The organism is Clostridium nigeriense, from assembly GCF_900086595.1.
GTDB lineage: Bacteria > Bacillota > Clostridia > Clostridiales > Clostridiaceae > Clostridium > Clostridium nigeriense.
Map to the genome: position 1 here is coordinate 3,251,537 of NZ_LT575472.1, position 25,420 is coordinate 3,276,956.

Consider the following 25,420-nt stretch of genomic DNA (forward strand, 5'->3'; position numbering starts at 1 on the left):
GGGCTGTTACAAACAGCCCATTTATAATTATAGCGTTATTTTAAAGTGCAATAGCACTTTTATTTTCTAAAGTTAATTAATATACTAGATTAAGTTGTCTAACTTATCTTTATTTTCTTTAATTACTTCTATAAACTTATCTGCAATTTCAGGATCAAATTGACTTCCACTATATTTTTTTAATTCTTCTATTGCTTCTTGATAATTTTTTCTAACATTATATGGTCTATTAGAAGTCATTGCATCAAAACTATCTACAACACTTAAAACTCTAGCTAAATAAGGTATTTCTTCTCCCCTTAACTTATTTGGGTATCCTGTTCCATCATACCTTTCATGATGATGTAATATTATTGGTATTATGTCTTGTAATGATTTTACTGGCTTAATAATCTCTATTCCATCTTGAGGATGACACTTCAATATTTCCCATTCCTTATCTGTCAATGGCATTTTTTTAATTAATATGTCTTGAGAAATATTAATTTTTCCTATATCGTGCATATAAGCACCATAAATTAATTTTTTCTTATCTTTTTCACTTAACTTTAACTTTTCAGCTAGCAACCTACTGTAGAGAACTACTCTTTCTGAATGACCATATGTATATCTATCCTTAGCATTTATTACAATTATTAAGGTTTTAATAGATGCAATTAACTCTACATCCTTGTCCTCAATATCAGCATTTATTTCATCTAATATTGATGTATATGTTTCAACTCTATTCTTTTTAAAGAATTTAGCTCTATATAACGCATCATCTGCACTTTTAATTAGGGTAACATCATTTTTAGCTTTATCAGGATATACTGATATTCCCATAGAAGCAGTTAATACCCCATTTGGCTGATTTTCCTCACCATAGAATTTTGTATCCTCTATAATTTTTCTAATTTTATCAGCTATAATAACTGCTTCAGTTTCCTTCGTATTAGGTAGAATTATAGCAAATTCTTCTCCCCCATACCTAGCTGCAACATCATTTTCTCTTAAGTTTTCTCTTAATATTTTCCCTATAGTCCTTAGTACTTCATCACCTTTTTGATGACCATATAAATCATTGTAATGTTTAAAGTAATCTATATCAACAAATATCATTGAAACAGGCTCTTTATATTTCTCTGATAGTGCTACTTTCTCTTTTAATGCGTCTTGAAAATATCTATGATTAAATACTCCAGTTAAACCATCTTTATTTACTAATTCCTCTAATTTATCAATATGCTCACCTTCTATCTTAACATAGAACCCTAAAGGCCAAGCTGTTAAAATGAAAATGCCTGAAAGAATTAAATCTGTTTGAAAATATTTATTAACATTTGTATTTTGAACACAAAGGATATCCATTCCTAGTATTAATACTGAAGATATTACTGCAACTGTTATTCCATTTTTTAAACCTAACTGTATAGTTGAACTTGTTATTATAAAAAGAAATATATATTTAAATTCACTTTTATAGGCCCCTGATAGGAATACAGCAACAAAGAAAATTCCAATAAAAACTAAATTTTCTACAAATATTATTTTTCTATATTTATTTTTATTTATTTGATCATTTAGTGAAAATGACCATACAAGGTATATTCCTAATAATAATAACATTACAACTCCTAAGGCCATAACCATAATTTGTTGATATATTAAATTATTTAAAAATTCATTATCATTAAAAATATATTGAAAAAATATAATAGCTGTGAACATTAATGATGTCAATTTTACTATTGAAACCATATCATTTATTTGCTTTCTTTTATCCTTGTTTATTTTGTTCAAATTGTCCACCTCTTAGTAATTTAAATAAAGATCGGATTCATCCGATCTTTATTTAATTATTCATCTCTTAAAGCCTTTGGCTCTTCTGGTTGATATACTGACCAGAAACATGCTGATGTAGCTACTACAGATGCTATTGCTGTAGCAAAAGCTGCAACTGCCATTAGAATTTTATTGTTTAATCTTTTCATTTCTTTCAACTCCCATCATTTTAATAATTTTTATTAATAAAGAGTCTACTGTATTTACTAAAATATGACCATATGTAGTTAAAGTAAACACCTGCCATAATATACCTAAATATATACACGCAGAATAAATTAAAAAAACCTCATTATTTTTAATATAATACATTATTAAATTAAAACATACTATAATCATATAAATAGATAATATTGTTAGTGAACTCTTTTTTAATCTTCTTATTTTTTCTTCTTTTTTAATTGGTTTATTAGGACTATCTACAGGAGCTAGCTTATAAATAATAATTAATGAAGTGATATATAAAATAACTCCTATAATAATTATATAGTTAACATTTAAATTAACATTTTTCATTAAATATCCAGGTAATACAGATACTATTACACCTATTACTATACAATTAAATGGAGTGCTTGCATGAACTCCACCAGAATATTTTCTCAATATAGCTTGAACAAATGAGATAATTAATGCTTCATACATTACCCCTAATATTTTACCAAATATACCAACTGCTAATATTGATATAATCATGTGTAAAACAGCATATAAACCATATTCTATTATACTTCTTTTATCCTCATCTAAATTTAACTCTTTTTTTAAATTATGTGATATATTTTTGCACAATAGTTCTAAATTCATTTTTTAAGTTTCCTTCTTTTTTTATTTATTAAATAAAATATTATAATAATTGTTAATGTAATTAGTAATGATGGTAGTCCTAAAATAGATTTTTTTATTGGATCTTTAAATAACTTATCTAAATCAAGCTTCATTAAGTTAAGTAATACGACATTAACGGCTTCTGATATTAGTTGAATTATATATAAAATTATAATACTTTTTATTGATTGAATTGCATCTATTTTATTATATACTATGGATATAAACGATAAAACTAACACTGATAAAATCATATGTACCCCATAGTTTATTGGAAGTAATCTTATTATGTACACTGAAGTAGAAAATAACAAACTCGATATTAAATATTTTTTTCTATCTATATTAATTTGTGAAAATACATAAATAGCAAATATAAAAAGAAATCCTTCAGGTATTGTTCTTAAGAAAAATTCTATAGGTTGTAACTTTAACATGCATTATCTCCTTTTTCTATATGTTTTTAAATAAATCAACTAATTTATCTTATCTTTTGTTATGTTTAATGATTTAACTACATTGTAAATTATAATGAATACATATACTCTAATGAAAATATCTCCTATGCTAAGTACACTATATCCTATATCAAATATATCTGTTAATGGCTTTAATTTTGTTGAACTATCTCCCAATATATGTATATCATTTACCTTATCAAATGCATCTAATTTTGCATATCCAGTTATATATGATAAAGTAGGAAAAACAGGCATATATCCATTATTAACTGCAATTGCTATATCATTCAATATTCCTCCAACTATAACAAAAACAGAACCAATAATAGATGCTATAAACTGTTTATATTTAAAAACTAATGGTAAATACGAACATAAATATATAGTTTTTAGTATACCTACATACTTAATAACAGCATAATTCTCCATAAATATATTAGCTTGTACAACAAGGTAAACCATTTCCATAAATAAAACAGGATAAATGGCCCAATTTTTAAATAATGGTGATATTTTAAATTTCTTTATTTTACAAAATATTAATGAAATAATTATAGTTTCTAACATAATTCAACATTCACCTTTTATTTTTATTATATTCCATCAAAAAATACGTTTTTATTACATTTCTTTTTTATAAACCAATTATACTATTGCCCGTTATTCTTTTCCATAGTTTTTTTTGCTTATATTTCGCTTTTTTTCTACTTTTTCAGCCTTTTTTCTTGTTAAAATTCTCAAAAAAATAAAGGGATTTACATACTTTCCCTTTATTTAAAATTCATATTTATTTATTTTTATAATTTACATGTAAAATATCATGTGCTATAGAACTATTAGGTTCTTTAAGATATTCTCTATAAACTTGCTTTATAATAGGATTTTCATGAGACTTTCTAATTTTTCTTCCTTTGTCATCTTTATAAATAGCAACCATTCTATTTTTCAATATTTCCCTATTAGATTTGATAAAAGGTTGTCCTCCACCTCCAATGCATCCTCCTGGACATGCCATAATTTCTATAAAGTGATACTTACAGTTTCCTACCTTAATTTCATCCATTATTTTTTTAACTTTTCCAAGAGAACTAATAACTGCTATATTTATCTCTTTTCCATTTAGAGTTATTTTCCCTTCTTTAATTCCTTCTAAGCCCCTGACTTCTTCAAAGTCTATTTTTTCTAATGTCTTTCCTGTAATCCATTCATAAGAAGTTCTTAATGCCGCCTCCATAACACCACCACTTGTTCCAAATATAACGCCAGCTCCACTAGATGTTCCTAATGGACTATCAAAGTCACTCTCATTTAAACTAAGAATATCTATTCCTGCTTCCCTTATTAATTTAGCAAGCTCTCTTGTTGTAATTACTAAATCAACATCTGCTATTCCATTTCTATCCTTCATTTCATCTCTTTTTGACTCATACTTTTTTGCAATACAAGGCATTATTGAAACTACTTTTATATCCTTCTTTTTTAATTCAGATTTTGTTGGCAAATAATTTTTTGCAATTGCTCCAAAGATTTGTTGTGGTGATTTACATGTAGATAAAAGTTCTATATTATCATAATAATTATTTTCAGCATACTTAACCCAAGCTGGACAGCAACTTGTAATAATAGGTAGCTTCTCCCCCTTTGTAAGTCTTTCCATAAACTCATTAGCTTCCTCCGTTATAGTTAAGTCAGCTGCAAAATTCGTATCAAATACCCCATTAAATCCCATCATTCTTAAAGCTGTAATTATCCTTCCAAGAGATAACTCTCCTGCTTCAAGTTTAAATTCTTCTGCTAAAGCATATCTTACTGCTGGAGCAATTTGAGCTATTACATATTTATTATCATTTAATAATTTCCATAGTTCTTTATAGTCATTTTTTTCTCTTAATGCTCCTGTAGGGCAAACAGCTACACATTGCCCGCAATACGTACAACTACTATTAACTATACTATCATCACAAAAAGTAGAAATATTGCTTTCAAATCCCCTATTAGCTACTGTTATTGCATGAACCTTTTGGATTTCATTACATACGGTGACACATCTCCTACACATTATGCATTTTTCTCTATCTCTTACAAAGGACTCACATATATCTAAATCATAATGTACCCTTTCTCCCTCATAAGAGTTTTTATCTATACCTAGTTCAAAGGCCAAATCTTGTAATTCACATTTGTTATTTTTTTCACATTTCAAACAATCCATAGGGTGATCTGATAATAGTAGTTCTGCTATTGTCCTTCTAGCTCTAATTGCCTTTAAAGAGTTAGTTTTTACTGACATGCCTTCCTTTATTTCTGTAGCACATGCTGGTACTAATCCTTCTTTTTTTTCAATTTCAACTACGCAAACTCTACATGTTCCTTTACAATTTCTAGTTTCACCATCTATCATATTCATATTGCATAAAGTTGGTAGTTTAATATTAACTAATTTTGCAGCATCTAAGATGCTTGTTCCCTTTTCTACTACTATATTAATTCCATTAATCTTTGCATTAATCATTAATTTTCACCCCCTAAGCTAGTTTTAATTATTGCTTTTACAGGACATGCTTCAAAGCACAATCCACATCTTATACATTTATCTATATCAATAATATGCTTTTCTCTAAGTTCTCCTTTAATGCAAAGTACAGGACATGCCCTTAAACATTTAGTGCATCCAATACAACTATCTGTAACTTCATATTTTACTAAACTTTTACAAACCCCAGCACTACATTTTTTATTTACTACATGATCCTCATATTCATCTTTAAAAAATTTTAATGTACTTAATACTGGATTAGGAGCAGATTCTCCAAGGCCACAAAGAGATGAATCCTTAACTACTTCACAAAGACTCTCTAATTTCTTTAAGTCCTCTTTCTTAGCTCTTCCATTTGTTATATCATTTATAATTTCTAAAATCCTTTTATTTCCTATTCTACAAGGAGTACATTTTCCACAGGATTCATCTACACTAAATTCTAAATAGAACTTTGCTATATCTACCATACAATTATCTTCATCCATAACTATCATTCCACCAGACCCCATCATAGACCCTATATCTGTTAAAGTATCATACTCTATTGGTAAATCTAAGTAATCAATAGGGATGCATCCTCCAGAAGGTCCCCCAGTTTGAATTGCTTTTAATTTTTTATCATCTATTACTCCTCCACCAATTTCATAAATTATATCTTTTAATGGTATTCCCATTGGAACTTCAACTAACCCAACATTATTAATATTTCCAGCAAGAGCAAATACCTTTGTCCCTGTAGATTTTTCTGCTCCAATTTTGTTATACCACTTTGCCCCATTGTTAATTATTTGACTAATATTAGCAAAGGTTTCTACATTATTAACACAAGTTGGTCTTTGCCATAATCCTTTTTCCGAGGTTCTGGGTGGTTTCATTGTTGGTTCCCCTCTTAACCCTTCAATAGAATGTATTAATGCAGTAGCTTCTCCACATACAAAAGCACCTGCTCCATACTTAATTTCAATATCAAAATTAAAGCCACTATTTAAAATATTTTCTCCAAGCAACCCAAGTTTCCTGGCTTGATCAATAGCTATCTTTAACCTCTGTACTGCTAAAGGATATTCTGCTCTAATATAAATGTACCCTTTATTAGCTCCTATAGCGTATCCACATATAGCCATTGCTTCTAATACACAATTAGGATCTCCCTCTAATATGGCTCTATCCATAAATGCTCCTGGATCACCTTCATCAGCATTACATATAACGTATTTAATTTCTCCTTCAGCTCTTTTAGCCGCTTCCCACTTTCTACCTGTTGGAAATCCTCCGCCACCTCTTCCTCTAAGACCTGACTCTTTAATTTCGTTTATTACCTCTTCTTTAGACATTGATGTCAATACTTTACCTAAAGCAGTGTAGGCCCCAACGGCTAATGCTTCTTCCATATTTTCTGGATCTATTAGCCCACAATTTTTTAAAGCAATTTTTACTTGTTTCTTATAGAAAGGGATTTCTTCTTTTACTCTTATTCTTTCCTTGCTTTCTTTATCCTCATAAAGCAATCTTTCAACAACTCTACCTTCAAGTATATGATTTTCTATTATATCTCTAACATCCTCTTCTTTTACTTCAATATAAAACACCTTATCTGGCATAATTTCTATTACAGGACCCTTAGCACAAAATCCAAAACATCCAGTGATTATTACTTTTACTTTATCATTTAAATTTAACCTAGTTATTTCCTCATTAAAACTCTCTGCTATTTTATCTCCTTTTGATGCTCTACATCCTGGTCCACCACAAATCAATATATGCCTTTCTTCTATTTGTCCCCTATTAAATTTTTCAGGGTGTTCTCTTAATTCAATTTTATTTTTACAGTAGCTTACTTTGTTTAATAATTCTTCGTAAGTCTTTATTTTATTCATATTAACCTTGCTCCCTTAAACTATTAATTAATTCAGTAACTTGAGGTTTTGTAAAGTGTCCATAAACTTTATCATTAACTAAAACAACTGGTGCAATTGCACAGGATCCTACACATCTTAAAGTATCTACCGTAAATAACCCATCCTTTGTAGTTTCACCTTCTCTTATACCTAATACCTTTTTAAAATCTTCTAATATATCATTAGCTCCCCTAACGAAACAAGCTGTTCCAGTGCAAATGCTAATAACATATTTGCCCTTTGGTTCTGTTGAAAAATATGAATAAAAGGTTATTACACCATAAACCTTTGACTCTGGAATATTTAGCCTTTTAGCTATATATTCTTGTACCTCTCTTCCTAAGTATCCGTAAAGGTTTTGTGCATGATGTAAAACCGCTATTAAAGAACTTTCATCATCATTTCCTTCTTGGATAAATGCTTCTAAATCTTTAAATTTACTACACTTGTCCATTAAATCATCTCCCACTTTAAATATTTTAAATTTTCAAAATATTTTGCTAATTAAATGTTATCATAAATATTTTTATATTTAAATAAAAATATTCTTAATACTATCTTATAAACTAAAAAATACATTCTAATATATTACATTAGAATGTATTTTATACAGTTTATTAATTATTTCCATAAATATTTAACGAAAAACCTTTTTCTAAAGCTTCTTTAGCATACTCCTTCGCTCCAAATAAAGATAAATCTTTATAATTACCACATTGAATTTCATTTGCTGCTGGTATTTCTTTTGCCTCTAAAACTGACTTCAAAGATATTTCTAAAGCTTTCTTTATCTCGGATGCTTCCCTATCCCCCCATATACTTAAATAAAAACCGGTCCTACATCCCATGGGCGATAGGTCTATAATTCCACTAATTTCTTTTCTAAGTTCATGTGCTAGTATATGTTCTAATCCATGCATAGCAGCTGTTCCAAAAGCTTCTTTATTAGGTTGTAAAAACCTTAAATCAAATTTTGATACCTTATCCCCTTTCTCTCCTTCAAGCAAGCAGCATTTTCTAATATAAGGAGCCTTTACTATTCTATGATCTAATTCAAAACTTTCAACCTTTTCCATATTTTCTTCCTCCAAACTTATTAGTATACTTTATTTAAAAAATAATTTTACCTAAACACTATAACAACCACAAAATATTTTTAAATTAATTAACTACCTTATCACAGTTATTTATAGTATGAATAATTGAAGAGATACTTTCACTTATTTTTTTAGCCACATATGGATTGTTCATAGTATATAAATGAATCCCATCTACACCTGTAGATATTAAATCTATAATTTGCTCAGTAGCATATGCAATTCCAGCATCTCTTAAAGCTTCAGGATTATATTCGTACTTATTCATTATTTTAATAAATTTATCTGGAATTTTTGCACCACACAAACTTACTATCCTATTTATTTGTTTAGTATTAATTACAGGCATAATCCCCGCCTGAATAGGAATATTAACTCCATATTTATCTTTTTTATCTAAAAAATCATAAAAAAACTTATTGTCAAAAAACAATTGAGATATTACATGGGTTGCCCCAAATTCTTGTTTTCTTTTTAAATTTAATAAATCCTCTTCATAAGATTTACTATCTAAGTGACCTTCTGGATAACAAGCTCCAACTATATTAAAGTCATTTCTTTCTTTAATATGTTTTATTAAATCGCTCGAATATTTAAAATTACTATTTTCTTTATAGTCAAGAGGAATGTCTCCCCTTAAAGCTAAAATATTTTCTACACCCTCTTTTTTTAAATCATCTAATATTTTAGTTACATCTTCCTTAGATGAATTTATACAAGTTAAATGAGCCAATGGTTCTATACCATACTTATTCTTTACTATAGAAGATATTTCACAAGTTCTATTTTTAGTTAAACTTCCTCCAGCCCCATAAGTTACACTAATAAAATCAGGACTTAACCCCTTTAATTCTTCTAAAGTATTATATATTGTGTCTATTTTTGATTCTTTCTTTGGTGGAAATATTTCAAATGAAAAAACCACCTTTTTTTCTTTAAATAAATTGCTAATATTCATAATTTCCCCCTGCTTATTGCTAAAATTTAAAATAAAAAAGTACCTAAAGGATAACCTTTAGGTACACTATTTGCCTATATATTACCCTTATCTAACAGGAATTAGCACCACACAATACTTAATCAACATAATTAAACTTGTAGGTTGCTGGGTTTCATAGGGCCAGTCCCTCCACCACTCTTGATAAGTTTCTAAATATTCTTTTTATATATTATAATTCATTTCCTCTTTTTTGTAAACAATAGAATAACTGGATTCTTATTTATTTTATCCAATCTTCCTTAAATAAAGCCATTGGAACTTCATCGTAATATCTCCCATTTCTATAAATTTCTCTTTTTAATAGTCCCTCTTCTTTAAATCCAACTTTTTTGTAGCATGAAATAGCTCTTTTATTAAAAGAAAATACATTAAGCTTAATCTTATCCATATTAACTTCTTCAAATATGAATTTAATAAGAACTTTTAAGGCATCACTACCATATCCTTTACCCCAATAATTCTTATCACCGATCATTATTCCAATAGTACAATTTCTATTTTTTAAATTACATTCATTAATGCTACATCCCCCAATATATTTACCAGTATCTAAATCTTCAATTGCGAAATCATAAGTAAAGTTAGTTTCTGCCTTTCTACTCTTTACCCATTCTTCCTCTTGCCATTTAGTCATTGGAAATGGTATGTTTGAGTCAAGAAGCTTTTTAACTTCTTCATCATTAATAAATTCTACTGCTCTTTCTACATCATCTTCCTTATAAGCTCTTAATTTAACTAAATCCCCATTATACATAATATATTCCCCCTTTTTATATTTCATAAATTATATCACCCAAATATATCCACGTCAATTTATCTCATAAATATACTTTTCTAAAAAGCTTTATACTTAAATCAATGAATTTATTAGCAATTATTCATAGAATAAGCTTTCCTAGAAATACTAAAAAAAGGCCTGTTTTAAACAGAACCTTTATATCACTCTAATTTTTAATAAGTAATAATATTATTGAAATTAAACTAAATGCAAGGCTTACCATATTTATATAGGTTACAACTTGTTTTGGAGTAAATCCTTTTGATTCTAATCTATAATGAATCTGACTTCTATCAGCTTGATAAACTGGCTTTCCATCTTTGAACCTTTTAATTATAACAAATAAATTGTCAAAAATAGGTATTGCTAAAGCTAATATAGGTATAAATAAACTCATTAATGTAGCTTGTTTAAAAGCTCCATCTAAAGCTATTATACTTAACATAAATCCTAAGAAATTAGCTCCAGAATCCCCCATAAATATCTTTGCAGGATACTTATTATATACTAAAAACCCTAATGTAACTCCAGATATTATTAGTGACATAGTAATAGATTCGCTTTGCTTTAATATAATTGCTGCTGCTACAAAGGTTAATGAAGATATAAAAGACAACCCACCAGCAAGTCCATCCATACCATCTGACCAATTTATTACTGTTGTTACTCCAAATATCCATGTTATAGTTAGTATAAGCTGTATTGTTTTAGTTAGTAATACATATTCACCTGTGAAAGGATTAGTAAATCCTCTAAAAGCTATCCCTGCATTATAAATAATAAATGCAGCAATTAATTGCACAATTAACCTTGGATATATAGGAAACTCTTTCCCCCTAGTCTTATAGTAATCATCTACTAAGCCTATTCCTAAAATTAATATAGCTCCAAGGAATATCCATACCTTTTCAGTTAACAAGGAGTATCTATTAACTAAAAAGTATACTATAAAAAATCCTATAAACATAGCTAATCCCCCACAAAGTGGAGTTTCTTTACTATGTTTTTTTCTTTTTGTAGGCTTGTCGGTAAAACTATATTTATATGATAAATTTATTATGCTTGGTGTTATAAAATATACTATTGAAAATGCTAATATAAAGGATAATATATATCGCATAATTTTCTCCTTAACTTTAAAATGCTCTTTTATTATGTTAATTAATTATTATTTTATTATACTATTAACCTTTATTATTATCAATGACAAAAGAGTTACGATTTTTTCTAAATAAAAGCTACGTTTAAACGTAGCTTTTATAATTATTACTAAGATTTTCTTCTGAAATTTAGAAAATAGCCTCCTATTAATGAAAATAAACATCCTATTAAAATTAATACATTAGAATTAATTCCACCTGTTTGTGGTAATATTTCACTTGGTTTATTCTGATGCTTATCATCTTCCTTATTAGGTTTCTCATTTTCATTATTATCTTCTTCATTTGGTTTTTCTTCTTTATCATCACTTTTTCTATTTATATTAATTTTATATACTGATTCTTCATTATCAATATTCGTTACCTTTATTTCTATTAAATTTAATCCAACAGATAATTCTTTTTCTTCATCGTAAGTTGCCTTTGATGATAAATCCTCTGTTATAGCTTTAACTATAACTTTATCTACTTTATTATCTACTGTTACTTCATAATTGTTCTTATTTTTATTAAACTCTAATGGAATATATCCATCATTTAAAATTATACTCTGTAATTTAGTTGACTTTTCATTTAATTTCCATAATTGTGCTCCATAAAAAGGATTTGCAGTACCAATAAATAAGCCTTCCCTTGTGCTTACAAATGTTCTTAATCCATAATTATACTTATCATTAAAACCATTTTCATTTAAGCAACTAAAGTTAACTCCATCATCTGATACATATAATCCGAACCCTTTATTACTTTCTTCAAATATTTTTTGCAACTTAGTAATATACTCATATTGCTTTTTTATTTCACTACTATTTATATAATCTTTAATTTTTTCTATTAACTTGTTTATTTCATCTACATATTTATCCAGCTTTTCAACTATATTTTTTATTTCATCTATTATTTCATCATCTACAGCTTTTGCTAATTCATCATATATACTATTAAAATATTCAGTATATGTTTCATCATTACTCTTAGGATTTTCTTTAACTACTTTATTTATCTTATCCATTACTTCTTGTGAAAATACTTCCTTTATATGATTCCAATCAATACTATTAATTATATCTGCTGCTTTCTTTACTTCCTCATCTTTTAATAAAGGTTTCAATTCCTCAAGCATATCCTCTGTTAATTCCATCTCAGCACCAGTTAAAATATTATTTATATAGTCACTTGGTAAATCTTCTTCTCCTGTAGAATACTCGGATATTAATCTTATTTCTTTATTCTCTTCTTCCTGTAACCTAAATTTAGCTGGCTTTTCCTCTAAAAGACTTACTATTTTTTCTGTTTCTTTAGATTTTTTACCATTAATAATTTCTGAATACTCTAGTAATGTTCTTATTATTGCTTCCTCTTGATTTTTTGCATTTTCTATTTTATCAGGTACAAAATAATCATATAATGTACTTGAATCATAGGTTGATGCAAATAATTTTCCATTATACTCTTCCATTCTCCATACATATTGATTTGTTGAATAATTTTTATTTTCTAGTGGATCCACAAATCCAGCTTTATAATTACCTATTCTTCCTTTTAATATATCATTTTCCCCTGGAGTTCCTACAACCATTTCCCAATTATCATTTTCATCAAATCTATATAATTGTGTAGGTTTCATCATAGTTTCATACATTAAACTATAGTCTAAAGATAGTGAATTTATTATAGCCGCCATAATATTAGAAAAAGTTCCAACATACACATATTCCTTTCCATCAGAAGCTGTATACTTAAAAGGAGTTCCCATAACATATTGGTAATTTCCCATTCCTAAAGGATACTTTCCATTAGGACCAACTATCATTTCCCATTTCCATCCTGACTCATTTGCTCCTGGTTCTCCTACACCTACTTCCTTCCCCTTATATACCATGAAACCAGTCTCATTCTTTTCAGTCTTACTTCCTGATCCTATTGTTGCATATAAATATCCGTTATAGCTTATTAAATCACTTATCCCGCCAAACCCAGATGATTGAGAATCTAAATTTGGTATATTATTAAAGTCATCCCAATTAGCTATAGCCTTCCAATTATCTTTAGATGGAGAATCACTTTCTAAAATTCTTAAATCTTCATTGACTATCATTGATCCAACATACATTTTTCCATTGTGTTCACATAATGCTCTTAAACTTGTATTACCACTAGCAGTTTCAAAAACAACCTCTGGTTTATCTGTTTCAATATTATAATTTTCCTTAAATTTTAGTATACGTGAATATTTTTTTCCAAAAGATGATCCTATATATACACTAGGAGAATCTTCTTCTTTTCCCTTAAAAGTTAAAGCACTTCTGTAACTAGTTTCATATGGATTTCCATCTTCAGCTATCTCAGAACTATATACAATCTCCATTTTATTAGTATTTTTATTATATCTAACTATTTTCCCAGTATAATCTATATTTTCTGTTTCTACATCTCCCTTAAAAATTGTATTAGTTAATAAATCTGCTAATTTGTTATCTCCTACAGCTTGTTGAACAACTCCATGAAGAAAATTTCTGTTTATTCCAATGTATATATATTCTTTAGATTCAGCCATAGCCCAAGCATAAGAATTAGTTCTATCTGTTTCATCTATTAACCCGTCTGCCTGACCTTGGAAATTTTCTTCATTAGATAATTTTTTTGCGAAAAATCTATTCATATTAAAATATTTATCTCTTTCTAAAGCTTTAGTTGAAACTATACATGTTGATCCTATTAAACTTACTACTCCCCACATTAAAATTAATTTTTTAAATTTTTTCTTTGCCATTAAATATTCCCCCACTATGTTTTATTTCTTTAATTTAACCCCACCTTAAAATATATTTGCATTTTACGTCAATATTCCAAATATTTTCACATAAAAAAAAGAGACCCTAAGGTCTCCTTTAGCTTTTTGCTTGTATCATATCTTTAACTTTCATAAGTCTAGTTAAAGCTCCTCTTTCATTTTCATCAAGCTTCATTCTAATATACTTAATAGTTTCTTGTAATGAAGGAATAGTCATATATTCAAGCGCATTAACTCTTCTTCTTGTTTTTTCTATTTCATCTGCCATAAGTTGAGTTGATTTTTCAACCTCTGCAAGTTCTAATAGCTTAGGTAATATATCATAAAGCTTAGCTATAGAATCATCTAATTCAGATGAAGTACTTGCAAAACCATATGGGAATATACTACCTTCATCACCTTCAAGCTGTCTATGAAAATCCATCTTTGGAACATTAACACTCATTATATTTTTAGTTCCTACTTCAACAGAAATACTTTCTTTTGGATAAGCTACTGCTTCCTCTAAAAATTCCGAGCTCATAACAGCTCTAGCCATAACAAAATCCTTAAGTGCCCCTTGAAGCTCTGCTTCTACAGATTTTCTTAATTCATTATTATATTTGACAAGATTAACGAATTGCCTCATAAGCTCATCTTGCTTATCCTTTAAAAGTTTATGTCCTCTTGTTGCTGTAACTAATCTTTTCTTAAGCTTAGACATCTCCATTCTAGTAGGATTTACATTTAATCTTGCCATGGCTATTCTTCATCTCCCTTTGGCATATACTTTTCAAGATACTCATCTCTAATTCTCTTAAGCTCTGTTCTAGGTAGTATCTTTAAAAGCTTCCATCCTAATTCTAATGTTTCTTCTATGCTTCTATTAGTAGTAAATCCTTGGGATACATATTGTTCTTCAAAAGCTTCTGCAAATTTTGCATATTGCTTATCTGTATCTGATAATGCTGATTCCCCTAGTATTGCTGATAATTCTTTTGCTTGCTTACCTTGTGCATAAGAAGAGAATAATTGATTCATAGTATCAGCATGATCTTCTCTTGTTTTATTTTTTCCAATACCTTTATCCTTAAGTCTTGATAATGATGGAAGAACATCTATTGGAGGCATAATTCCTTTCTTATATAATTCTCTTGAAAGGATAATTTGACCTTCTGTAATATATCCAGTTAAGTCTGGAATTGGATGTGTCTTATCATCTTCTGGCATTGTTAATATAGGAATTTGAGTAATTGATCCTTCTCTACCTCTAAGTCTTCCTGCTCTTTCATATAAAGTTGAAAGGTCAGTATATAAGTATCCTGGATATCCTCTTCTTCCTGGTACCTCTTTTCTAGCTGCTGAAACTTCTCTTAATGCTTCTGCATAATTTGTTATATCTGTCATAATAACAAGTACATGCATTCCTTTTTCATAAGCTAAGAATTCTGCTGTAGTAAGAGCCATTCTAGGAGTAGCTATTCTTTCTATAGCTGGGTCTGATGCAAGATTCATAAATAATACTGAATTATCTATAGCACCAGTTTTATTAAATTCATCAACGAAGAATTGAGATTCTTCGAAAGTAATTCCTATAGCCGCAAATACAACTGCAAAGTTAGCATCAGAGTTTAAAACCTTCGCTTGTCTTGCAATTTGAGCCGCTAATTGCGCATGAGGAAGTCCTGATCCTGAGAAAACAGGTAACTTTTGTCCTCTAACTAAAGTATTAAGTCCATCTATAGCTGATATACCTGTTTGTATAAATTCTGATGGATAATCTCTAGAAACTGGGTTTATAGCTTCTCCATTTATATCTACTCTTTTCTCAGGTATTATATTTGGACCATTATCTATTGGGTGTCCCATCCCGTCAAATATTCTTCCAAGCATATCTTCTGAAACACCAAGTTCAAGAGGTCTTCCTAAAAACTTTGCTTTTGTTCCCTTTAAATTAATTCCTGATGATCCTTCGAAAAGTTGCACCATAGCTCTAGTTCCATTAATTTCAAGAACTTTACCTCTTCTCATTTCACCAGTTTGAAGTTCTACTTCAACTAATTCATCATATTTAACGCCTTCAACACCTTCAACTACCATTAAAGGTCCTACAACTTCTGTTACAGTTTTATATTCTCTAAGCATCTAGAACCCCTCCCTCTTGGTTGATTAATGTATCTATAGCAGATTTTAATTCTATTTCAATCTCATCAATTTTATTTATATTATCTTCTGAAATATATTTACTTCTTGCAATTTTATCTCTAATTTCACTTAAGCCTAAAATTTTATTTAAATATACTCCAGCCTTTAAAGCTCTCTCTGCTTCCTTTTTAAATAGAAGTATTAACTTTAGCATCTTATATTGCTTATCTAATGATGCATATGTATCAACTTCATGGAATGCATTTTGTTGAAGATAGTCTTCCCTAATTGACTTAGATACTTCTAATTTTAGTCTATCATTTTCTGATAAAGCATCTATACCAACAAGACTCACTATTTCTTGAAGTCCTGATTCCTCTTGTAATAATGTCATAGCTTCTTGTCTTAATGATGACCAATCTGAAGCAACTTCTCCATTCATCCATTCATCTATTGTATCTGCATATAATGAATATGAGTTTAACCAGTTTATTGATGGGAAGTGTCTCTTATAAGCTAATTGTGCATCTAGTCCCCAGAACACCTTAACTATTCTAAGTGTTGCTTGAGTAACTGGCTCTGAAAGGTCTCCTCCTGGAGGTGAAACTGCTCCTATAGCTGTTACAGCTCCTTCTCTTCCATCTTTACCTAAACAAATTACCTTACCTGCTCTTTCATAATAATCAGCAAGTCTTGATCCAAGGTAAGCTGGATAACCTTCATCCCCTGGCATTTCTTCAAGTCTACCAGACATTTCTCTTAAAGCTTCTGCCCATCTTGATGTTGAATCAGCCATTATTGATACTGAATATCCCATATCTCTAAAATATTCTGCAATAGTTATACCTGTATAAATACAAGCTTCTCTAGCAGCAACTGGCATGTTTGAAGTATTAGCAATAAGTACTGTTCTCTTCATTAAGCTTTCGCCAGTTTTAGGGTCTTTAAGTTCTGGGAATTCATTAAGAACGTCTGTCATTTCATTTCCACGTTCACCACATCCAACATAAACAACTATTTCAGTATCTCCCCATTTAGCTACTTGGTGTTGTACTACTGTTTTTCCTGCTCCGAAAGGACCTGGAACTGCAGCTGCACCACCTTTTGCAACTGGGAAGAATGTATCTATAACTCTTTGACCTGTAGTCATTGGAGCATCTGGTTTTAATTTTCTTGCATATGGTCTGCCTTTTCTTGCAGGCCATTTTTGCATTAAAGTTAATTCCTTATCACCTTTTTCAGTTTCTACTATACATACAGTGTCAACTATAGTGAATTCGCCTTCTTTTATTTCTTTTATAGTTCCCTTAACACCATAAGGTACCATTATTTTATGAAGTACTACTGTAGTTTCTTGAACTGTTCCAATAACATCTCCAGCTTCTACTACATCTCCAGCTTTAGCTGTAGGTACGAACTTCCAAACTCTTTCTCTATTTAATGATTTAACAGCAACACCTTTCTTTAAAAACGGTGAGTTTGCTGCCTTTGCAAAAGCATCAAGTGGTCTTTGAATTCCATCAAACATTGATTCAATAAGACCTGGTCCTAATTCTATACTTAATGGTTCTCCAGTTGTAATTACTGGATCCCCTGGTCCAATTCCTGTAGTTTCTTCGTAAACTTGGATAGATGCTTTATCGCCTCTCATTTCAATTATTTCACCGATAAGGCCATTTTCTCCAACTTTAACCATGTCGAATATATTTGCTTCTTCCATCCCTTCAGCTACTACTAAGGGACCTGCAACCTTAATTATCTTTCCGGTTTTCAACTTACTAACCTACCTTCCTATAAAATATTAACGCCAACAGCTTTTTCCACACTATCACTAATTCTCTTAAGTCCAATATTTAATGAACCTTGATTACTTGGAATTAATATTACCGCTGGAAGTATTTGCTCATTGTAACGAGCTATAGTTTCTTCTATATTTTGTGCTATTTGTTCAGTTACAAATATTACTGCATAATTATTTCTTGCACAATTATCAACTGCTCTTCTTGCTTCATCAGCTTCAACTACTGGGAATACATCTATTCCTAAAGCCTTAAATGCTAAAATTGAATCTTTATCACCAACAACGCCTATTTTCTTATGCATATATATCACGCAGCCTTTCTCTTATTACTTCCTCAGCAATATTATTAAGCTTGCCAACCATTATAATTCTTATAATCTTTATTTCAGTTTCCTTAGCATAAATATAAGATAATATTTTTTCTGGTCCAAAAGTAACTAACTTAGAATCCTTCATTAAGTCCATAATATAATTATCACTTAATTTTTCTAAAAGACTTGCTGATTCAGTTGCTATATAACCTTCAAAGCCTTCTTTAACTAAATCAGAATAAATTGTACTTTGTAGTTTAGACATTATATTTTCTGGTGATTCATTTAATAAAGCTATTAATTTGCTACTTTCTATTGCTCCACCATCTACTATTACTTCACTAGCAAAATCCCGTCCTTTTTTTTGTTTCTTAATTCTAAGTAAAGTTCTTATATTAGTAGAATCTATCATAGCTTTAACTAAATTATCTATAAACTTATAGTTTAAAGAATTTTTTATTTCTACTAATTCTTTGTACATATATTTATCTATTATTATATCTATCTTTTGAGGGTCTTTAGTTTCTTCAAAGACCTTCATAGCTTCTTGAACCCCTTTTCCAAGAGTTCCATTTAAGCTTTTTAAATTATCTCCATCTATCTTACGCTTAATTTCTTGTAAATCTATATTTCCAAGCTTAATAAGCATTGAAGAAAAATCTTTACCTAATACCTTTCCCTTTAAAAGAACTTTAATATTATGATAATCATATTTTAAACTCATAATTTTAACAACTTCTTTAATTGGACTTATTTCATAAACTAAATCATACACTCTTTTTAATTCAGCTGTTAATATTTCTTCATAATCCTCTGGCCTCTTTATATTAGCTGAAACATTAGAATACTCTGTTTCATTTAATATTCTAAGAGCCTCACTAGCAGATGGAGCTTCTATCATTCTTTCAACTTTTGGCTTATCAAGAAGTTTAGTTTCTAAAACCCATATTCTTGATACCGCTTGGGTAAACTTCATTACATCCATCTCTTACCCTCCTTAATTGAACAACACATTTGCCACTTCAAACTCCAATTCATCTCTTAATGAACTTACTAAAGCCTCATATGTGTTATTTATTTCTATACCATTTCTTTCAAGGATAAATCCGCCCTTAAAATTTCCGATATTAGAACTTAACTTTATATTCCCCTTATCACCTAAGGATTGATTTAAATCATATATAAAAGTAAGATCAACTAATTCCATTCCCTCTTTATTTAAAATAAGATTTTGCTCTCCTATATTTCCTAAAGAAAGAATTGTATTTTTTATAAATCTTAAGAAATCATCTCCTGAAATAGAAGATAACACATCTATACTTTTATCAAATACTTCTTTAATAACTTCTTGCTTTGCAGCTAATTTATCATTTCTAACTTTTAAAGATGCAGAAGATATAATTCTTTCTTTTCTGCTCTTAGCTTCAACCTCAGCCTTTTGTATTATTTCTTTTTCTAGTTCCTTGGCTTTAGCTATTTTCTTTGAAAGAATCTTACTCTTTTCCTCTTCTGCAGAAGCTAGAATGCTTTCCTTTCTTTCTTCTGAATCCCTAAGGATTTTAGAAGTTAGATTATTAATATTTGCCATCGCCTATTCTCTCCAATCCTAGAATCCTTTGTTTACTAACATAAATGAAATAACGAAACCTAATAATGCATATGTTTCAACCATTGCTGCTAAGATTATACCCTTAGTGTTATGTTCTGGATTCTTAGCTAATATTTGAATACCAGCAGCAGCAACCTTACCTTGAGCAATACCAGACCAAAGTCCTGCAAATGCTATTGGAAGGCCTGCTCCTAATAAATATAAACCTTGTTCAAATGGCATACCAGCTGACATCTTAGTGAATATTAAGAAGCCTATAACGAAACCATATAAACCTTGAGTACCTGGTAATAATTGAAGAACAAGTGCCTTACCAAACTTTTCTGGTTCTTCTGTAACTAATCCTGTAGCTGCTTCACCTACTATACCAACTCCTTTAGCTGATCCTATACCAGCTAAACCAACTGCTAATGCAACTCCCATTGCTGCTAAAATCATTCCTCCGTTATTTTCCATAAAAAATTGAATCCATGTCATTTCCATTTTATAATTCCTCCTAATTTCTTTTGATCCTTATATATTTTTCTGAACCTTTAAATGCTTTAAACGGTCTTCCACCGCCATCGTAAAACTTAGAGAAATATTCAACATATTGAAGTCTTGCTGTATGAACATATGCTCCAAGTAAAGATAATCCTAAATTAAATATATGGAATAATACAAATAATACCGGTCCTATTATTATGGCAGCTACTCCAGGCAATGTATGTATTAGTAAATTTAATGCACCTGCAATAGAACCACCAGCTAGACCTAAAGCCATAAGTCTTGTATAAGAAACTAAGTCTCCTACATAACCAGTTATACCATATAAAGAATATAAACCTTGACCAGCCTTAGCTCCAAAGGATTTTTCTTCTCTTCCTCCACCAATAACTATAAGTATCATACCAATAACCATTGTTACTATGAAAATAGTTCCAACTACACTTGGTAATTTTAAAGCCTTAGCGGTTGCTAATCCACCAATTGATAATAATGTTATTATCCAAGATCCTGCACCAAATAGTGCATCTTTTCCTTTTCCTATTCTTACTAAGCTATATACCTTTATGAATAATCCAAAGAATATTTGAATAACTCCTAATCCTAAAGATAAATAAACTATTGTCATAACATCCTTGTTAGTATCTATTAATTGAGTTGGTAATTTCACTATATCTCCAAAGAAAGATCCATAAATCAACCCAAAGAATATTGTTGGAAAACTTAAATAAAAGAAAAATCTAGCAAAGTCCTTCATACTATCACTTAATTTTAAATATCTGATAGCTAAAAATGAACCTATTAGTACTAGTAATCCATATCCAGCATCTGCCACCATCATACCAAAGAATATTAAATAAAAGGGTGCAAGAAGTGGTGTAGGATCTATTTCATTATATTTTGGATAACTATACATACCTGTAACACTTTCAAATGCAGATACGAGTTCCCCATTTTTAAGTTTAATAGGTACATCATCAATTTCTTCTTCTTTAACATCTTCAAGTTCAATATAATAATCATTACCAAGTGTATTATTACACATAGTTCTTAAAGCTTCACTTTCTTCTTCTGCTATCCACCCTTGAATTGCACAAATATTTTTAGTTTTTAAGAAATTTTTAGATGCTTTATTTCTTTCAACTTTACTTGCGAAATAATCATATGCAATTTGTAACTTTTTCAAATCTTCTTCAAGATCTGAAATTTCTTCTTGCACAAAGAATTTCTTAGATTGAATTTCTTCTATTTGATGCTTAAAATCTAAAATTAATTTTAGTGGTACACTATTATGTTCTGTTTTAAAAGAACTAAATCCAATATTTTTTAGAACTTCAGAAATATTTTCATCATATTCCTTATTAGCTAAAATCAATAAATTAATATCGTTAGTGCTCCTTGAAATAATTTCAATGTAAGCATTAGATATTTCTTGAATTAAAGTATCCTCGTATGACTTAGCTACAGTCCCTAAATAATAGGATGTATTTTTTAAGGTTTTAAGTTCACTAAAAGCTACATCTAAACCTTCCCAAGGAGTTAAAGTTTCTATTTCAGATTGCAGCTTTGTCACTTGTGAATCTAATCTAGCTAACTCTTCTTCTTTTTCCTTTGCCTTTTCATAACTATCTAACCAGTTAGAAGATTTAAACTTTTCCTCTAATTCATCTAAAGTTAAAGTTAGTTTCTCTTCTTGCAATGCTTTTAAGCCTGACTTTTTCGGAACATACTTACTTAAAAATTCTACTCCAAATTTAGCTTTTGATAAATTTTCTTCATACTTTGAGCACTCAATATCATCATTATCCTTAGCTAATTCTTTTAGGCTCTCATATTTTTCAAGAAAATCTTCATCTTGCAAGTTAATGAATTCAACATTAGATAAACCTTGCATTTCTTTTAAGAGTCTTGGCTTTTTAGATTCAAAGGTAAGCAAAGTGAACTTCTTCATCTTAACTATTGCCATGAATCTTCACTATCCTCTCAACTATTAAATTAATAGCATTATTTTGCTTATCATCAGAAACATTTTTTATTTCCTGTACTTCTTCTTCACCCTTTTCTAATATAGGTGCTGCTTCTAAATTTCCATCTTCTTCTGATTTCTTAAGAATTTCAATTTTTCTTAAATTAGCACATTCTAATATTTTATTGTATTCTTCTTCAGCTTGAATACTTGCATTTTTAATTATTTCCTTAGACCTTATTGTAGCTTCTTGAACTAACTTTTCAGCTTGGTCCTCAGCTTTTTTAATATCATTTATTGCTTCTAATGCCAAAATCTCACCACCTTTATCATTTTAATAATATAGAAATTAATACTTTATATAGTATTAATTACTCTTTACTATTTTCCATTATACACTTTTTCCTATTTTTTTCAACATATTTATTCCTAATTTAGAAAAACAAACATTAATATTCAGCTATTGTAAATGTTTTCTTCGGAAATTATTTATCATACTTATATTTTCTTAATATTCATTTATTTCATCAGTTATATGTACTATATCACCTCCATAGCCAAATAAATAATAATCTTTTTCATTACTTATTATCGAATCATTTTTAAATTTATTAATATTTATATTAAATGACTCTAAATAATAATCTTTAAAAGAATACTTTCCTCTTAATTTATCCTTTATTTTTTCTTCTTCTTTCTTATCTATATTTCTTTTTATAAAATCAGGTATTCCTCTTTTTTTATTAAAATTTAAATAATCAAATCTTATTAATTCTTTTAATATAAAATTATCTTCTTTTAATATCTCCATATTAAAATCTAAAAATACTCTATAATACTCACTATTTCCTATATTTCTATTAAAGTAACCTTTTTCTTCAAAATACATTCCTAGCTCATAATAAAAATCAAACGGAGTTTCAAATTTCTTTACTAAATATTTTATTATGTTATTAAACTTTTGTGAGTTGTAGTATTTATCCACCATTTCTTCTACCTTTTTTAACTTTAAAAGCTCGTAATAACTTATATGATTTGTTTTTAATATTTCATATGGTGGATAAGGTGAATACTTCATACCATAATCAGCTGCTTCTTCTCTCATAGAAGAGCCTCTCAGTAACTTTAAAAACCCTAATTGTATTTCTTCTGGTCTTATACTATATACATCATTAAAGGATTTTTTAAAAGAAGTATAATCTTCTCCCGGAAGTCCCGCAATAAGGTCTAGATGTTGTTTTATATTTCTTATTTGGAGAAGTTCATCAACCTTTTCTTTAATATCACTGAAATTTACAAATCTATTTATTCTACTTAAAACATCATCATTAGTAGTTTGAACACCTACTTCAAATTGGAATCTATCTTTAGGAGCTTTTCTTAATAGCTCTAATTCTGCTTTTTTTAGTATATCTGCAGATATTTCAAAATGAAATTGAGTTTTTGTATCTTGATTAATTAGAAATTCCCATATAGCCATTGTAAACTTATGATTGCAGTTAAATGTTCTATCTACAAACTTTACAAGCCTAACTTCCTTATCTATGAAATATTTTAATTCTTGCTTTACTCTTTCTACATCTAAAAATCTAACTCCATGAACTGTAGATGATAAACAATATTTACAATTAAAAGGACATCCTCTAGAAGCTTCATAGTATACAATTTTATTATCTAAATTCTCATCTTCTTCATATGGAAAAACTATTTCATTCATATTCATTAAAGGTCTTTTCCCATTGAATAAGACTTCATTATTTTCCTTGTAATATAGTCCTCTAATTGATGATATATCTCTTTCACCTAACTTATATTCTACAAATTCTCTATATGTTTTTTCCCCTTCACCTTCAATAATATATTCCCCATTAAGCTCCTTAAGTATGTTTTGGCTATCATAAGATACTTCTGGACCACCATATAGTATCTGAATATTTTCATCTACTAATTTTATTAAATTTGATAGATGTTTTATCATTTCAATATTCCATATATAAGTAGAAAAGGCCACTACATTAGGCCTTTCCATAATTATTTCTTCTAAAATTTTCTCTTCTCTATCATTTATGGAAAACTCCCTAATTTTACATTGGTAATTCATATCTTTTGTAAATGCTTTTAAATATCTAACAGCTAAATTACTGTGTACAAATTTAGAATTTATAGCTGTAAGTAAAATCTTCATAAGTATTTCTCCCTTCAACTTAAATTTATATTTTTCTAGCTCTTATAAAATGTATATCCTCCCATAACTTAGTTTCTTCTATTTTATAATATTTTTCAAGGAGTTTTTCATTTTCTTCTATATTTGACTTTATTATTGGATTTAGATTCTTAAATTCAAATTCTTTAAAATTACCAGAAGGTAAAATTGCTATTATCTTATTATTAACCATATCTTTCATTTCTTTATTTATATCCCATATAAATAATTCTCCCCCAGATTTAATATATTTACTTACTTCTTCAATTAACTTTAATCTACTTGATGCATTCCAAAATCTACTTAAACAAAAAAACATAGTACAAATATTATATTCTTCTTTCATAAGATTATTATTTTCATTCCCATATACATAATCTACTGAAATTTCATCCATTACTTCCTTTGTTATATTGTAAATTACTCCAAAGCTTTCACCAATGTCTATTATGTTTCCTTGTAGTTTTACATCTGATAAATTTAATACTATTGTTTTGCCCATCTCACCTTACCTCCATATTACATAAGTTATATTATTATT

General features: G+C 28.8%; 24 protein-coding genes and 1 riboswitch. All 24 genes read right to left on the reverse strand.

The window, feature by feature from the left end; genetic code table 11:
- Nucleotides 1-84: 84 nt before the first annotated feature.
- Entirely contained in the window at nt 85-1,782 is a 1,698-nt protein-coding gene (locus BN6774_RS15240) for a bifunctional diguanylate cyclase/phosphohydrolase (protein ID WP_066895297.1), read from the reverse strand.
- Nucleotides 1,783-1,838: 56 nt separating this feature from the next.
- The gene (locus BN6774_RS15245; protein WP_066895299.1) at nt 1,839-1,973 is read right to left on the reverse strand and encodes a cyclic lactone autoinducer peptide; all 135 of its coding nucleotides are present in this window, start codon (nt 1,971-1,973) and stop codon (nt 1,839-1,841) included.
- Entirely contained in the window at nt 1,954-2,631 is a 678-nt protein-coding gene (locus tag BN6774_RS15250; protein ID WP_066895301.1) for an accessory gene regulator ArgB-like protein, read from the reverse strand. The genes BN6774_RS15245 and BN6774_RS15250 overlap by 20 nt, the downstream gene beginning before the upstream one ends.
- A complete protein-coding gene (locus BN6774_RS15255) occupies nt 2,628-3,089 on the reverse strand; it encodes a hypothetical protein (protein WP_066895303.1) in 462 nt (153 codons plus the stop codon). Before BN6774_RS15255 ends, BN6774_RS15250 begins: the two co-directional genes overlap by 4 nt.
- Nucleotides 3,090-3,128: 39 nt before the next feature.
- Nucleotides 3,129-3,680: a DUF5317 family protein gene (locus tag BN6774_RS15260; protein ID WP_066895305.1), complete on the reverse strand. Its 552-nt coding sequence runs from the start codon at nt 3,678-3,680 to the stop codon at nt 3,129-3,131.
- Between the two features lie 220 nt (nt 3,681-3,900).
- Entirely contained in the window at nt 3,901-5,625 is a 1,725-nt protein-coding gene (locus tag BN6774_RS15265; protein ID WP_066895307.1) for an NADH-dependent [FeFe] hydrogenase, group A6, read from the reverse strand.
- The gene (locus BN6774_RS15270) at nt 5,625-7,529 is read right to left on the reverse strand and encodes an NADH-ubiquinone oxidoreductase-F iron-sulfur binding region domain-containing protein (protein ID WP_066895309.1); all 1,905 of its coding nucleotides are present in this window, start codon (nt 7,527-7,529) and stop codon (nt 5,625-5,627) included. The genes BN6774_RS15265 and BN6774_RS15270 overlap by 1 nt, the downstream gene beginning before the upstream one ends.
- A gap of 1 nt (nt 7,530) precedes the next feature.
- Nucleotides 7,531-8,004 (reverse strand): NADH-quinone oxidoreductase subunit NuoE family protein, encoded by a 474-nt coding sequence (locus BN6774_RS15275; RefSeq protein WP_066895311.1) that lies wholly within the window; start codon nt 8,002-8,004, stop codon nt 7,531-7,533.
- Between the two features lie 163 nt (nt 8,005-8,167).
- The gene (locus BN6774_RS15280; RefSeq protein ID WP_066895313.1) at nt 8,168-8,626 is read right to left on the reverse strand and encodes an S-ribosylhomocysteine lyase; all 459 of its coding nucleotides are present in this window, start codon (nt 8,624-8,626) and stop codon (nt 8,168-8,170) included.
- Between the two features lie 85 nt (nt 8,627-8,711).
- On the reverse strand, nt 8,712-9,605 hold the full coding sequence (gene metF / locus BN6774_RS15285; RefSeq protein ID WP_066895315.1) for a methylenetetrahydrofolate reductase [NAD(P)H]: 894 nt from the start codon (nt 9,603-9,605) through the stop codon (nt 8,712-8,714).
- Between the two features lie 84 nt (nt 9,606-9,689).
- A riboswitch (SAM riboswitch) is annotated at nt 9,690-9,795 on the reverse strand.
- A gap of 72 nt (nt 9,796-9,867) precedes the next feature.
- Entirely contained in the window at nt 9,868-10,401 is a 534-nt protein-coding gene (locus tag BN6774_RS15290; RefSeq protein WP_066895316.1) for a GNAT family N-acetyltransferase, read from the reverse strand.
- 190 nt (nt 10,402-10,591) lie between these two features.
- On the reverse strand, nt 10,592-11,545 hold the full coding sequence (locus tag BN6774_RS15295; protein WP_066895318.1) for an MraY family glycosyltransferase: 954 nt from the start codon (nt 11,543-11,545) through the stop codon (nt 10,592-10,594).
- 149 nt (nt 11,546-11,694) lie between these two features.
- The gene (locus tag BN6774_RS15300) at nt 11,695-14,358 is read right to left on the reverse strand and encodes a cadherin-like beta sandwich domain-containing protein (RefSeq protein ID WP_066895320.1); all 2,664 of its coding nucleotides are present in this window, start codon (nt 14,356-14,358) and stop codon (nt 11,695-11,697) included.
- Nucleotides 14,359-14,476: 118 nt separating this feature from the next.
- Nucleotides 14,477-15,118: a V-type ATP synthase subunit D gene (locus BN6774_RS15305; RefSeq protein ID WP_066895323.1), complete on the reverse strand. Its 642-nt coding sequence runs from the start codon at nt 15,116-15,118 to the stop codon at nt 14,477-14,479.
- Nucleotides 15,119-15,120: 2 nt separating this feature from the next.
- The gene (locus BN6774_RS15310; RefSeq protein ID WP_066895325.1) at nt 15,121-16,503 is read right to left on the reverse strand and encodes a V-type ATP synthase subunit B; all 1,383 of its coding nucleotides are present in this window, start codon (nt 16,501-16,503) and stop codon (nt 15,121-15,123) included.
- Entirely contained in the window at nt 16,496-18,277 is a 1,782-nt protein-coding gene (locus tag BN6774_RS15315) for a V-type ATP synthase subunit A (protein ID WP_066895327.1), read from the reverse strand. The genes BN6774_RS15310 and BN6774_RS15315 overlap by 8 nt, the downstream gene beginning before the upstream one ends.
- 17 nt (nt 18,278-18,294) lie before the next feature.
- Nucleotides 18,295-18,606, reverse strand: a complete 312-nt coding sequence (locus BN6774_RS15320) for a V-type ATP synthase subunit F (RefSeq protein WP_066896730.1) — start codon at nt 18,604-18,606, stop codon at nt 18,295-18,297.
- Entirely contained in the window at nt 18,599-19,600 is a 1,002-nt protein-coding gene (locus tag BN6774_RS15325) for a V-type ATP synthase subunit C (protein ID WP_066895329.1), read from the reverse strand. The genes BN6774_RS15320 and BN6774_RS15325 overlap by 8 nt, the downstream gene beginning before the upstream one ends.
- 12 nt (nt 19,601-19,612) lie before the next feature.
- On the reverse strand, nt 19,613-20,203 hold the full coding sequence (locus tag BN6774_RS15330) for a V-type ATP synthase subunit E (RefSeq protein ID WP_066895331.1): 591 nt from the start codon (nt 20,201-20,203) through the stop codon (nt 19,613-19,615).
- Nucleotides 20,204-20,221: 18 nt separating this feature from the next.
- A complete protein-coding gene (locus BN6774_RS15335; protein WP_066895333.1) occupies nt 20,222-20,707 on the reverse strand; it encodes a V-type ATP synthase subunit K in 486 nt (161 codons plus the stop codon).
- Nucleotides 20,708-20,720: 13 nt separating this feature from the next.
- On the reverse strand, nt 20,721-22,676 hold the full coding sequence (locus BN6774_RS15340; protein WP_066895335.1) for a V-type ATP synthase subunit I: 1,956 nt from the start codon (nt 22,674-22,676) through the stop codon (nt 20,721-20,723).
- The gene (locus BN6774_RS15345; protein ID WP_066895337.1) at nt 22,663-22,989 is read right to left on the reverse strand and encodes an ATPase; all 327 of its coding nucleotides are present in this window, start codon (nt 22,987-22,989) and stop codon (nt 22,663-22,665) included. Before BN6774_RS15345 ends, BN6774_RS15340 begins: the two co-directional genes overlap by 14 nt.
- Before the next feature lie 195 nt (nt 22,990-23,184).
- Entirely contained in the window at nt 23,185-24,861 is a 1,677-nt protein-coding gene (locus BN6774_RS15350) for a B12-binding domain-containing radical SAM protein (protein ID WP_066895339.1), read from the reverse strand.
- Nucleotides 24,862-24,886: 25 nt separating this feature from the next.
- Nucleotides 24,887-25,381: a hypothetical protein gene (locus BN6774_RS15355; protein WP_066895341.1), complete on the reverse strand. Its 495-nt coding sequence runs from the start codon at nt 25,379-25,381 to the stop codon at nt 24,887-24,889.
- Nucleotides 25,382-25,420: the final 39 nt, after the last annotated feature.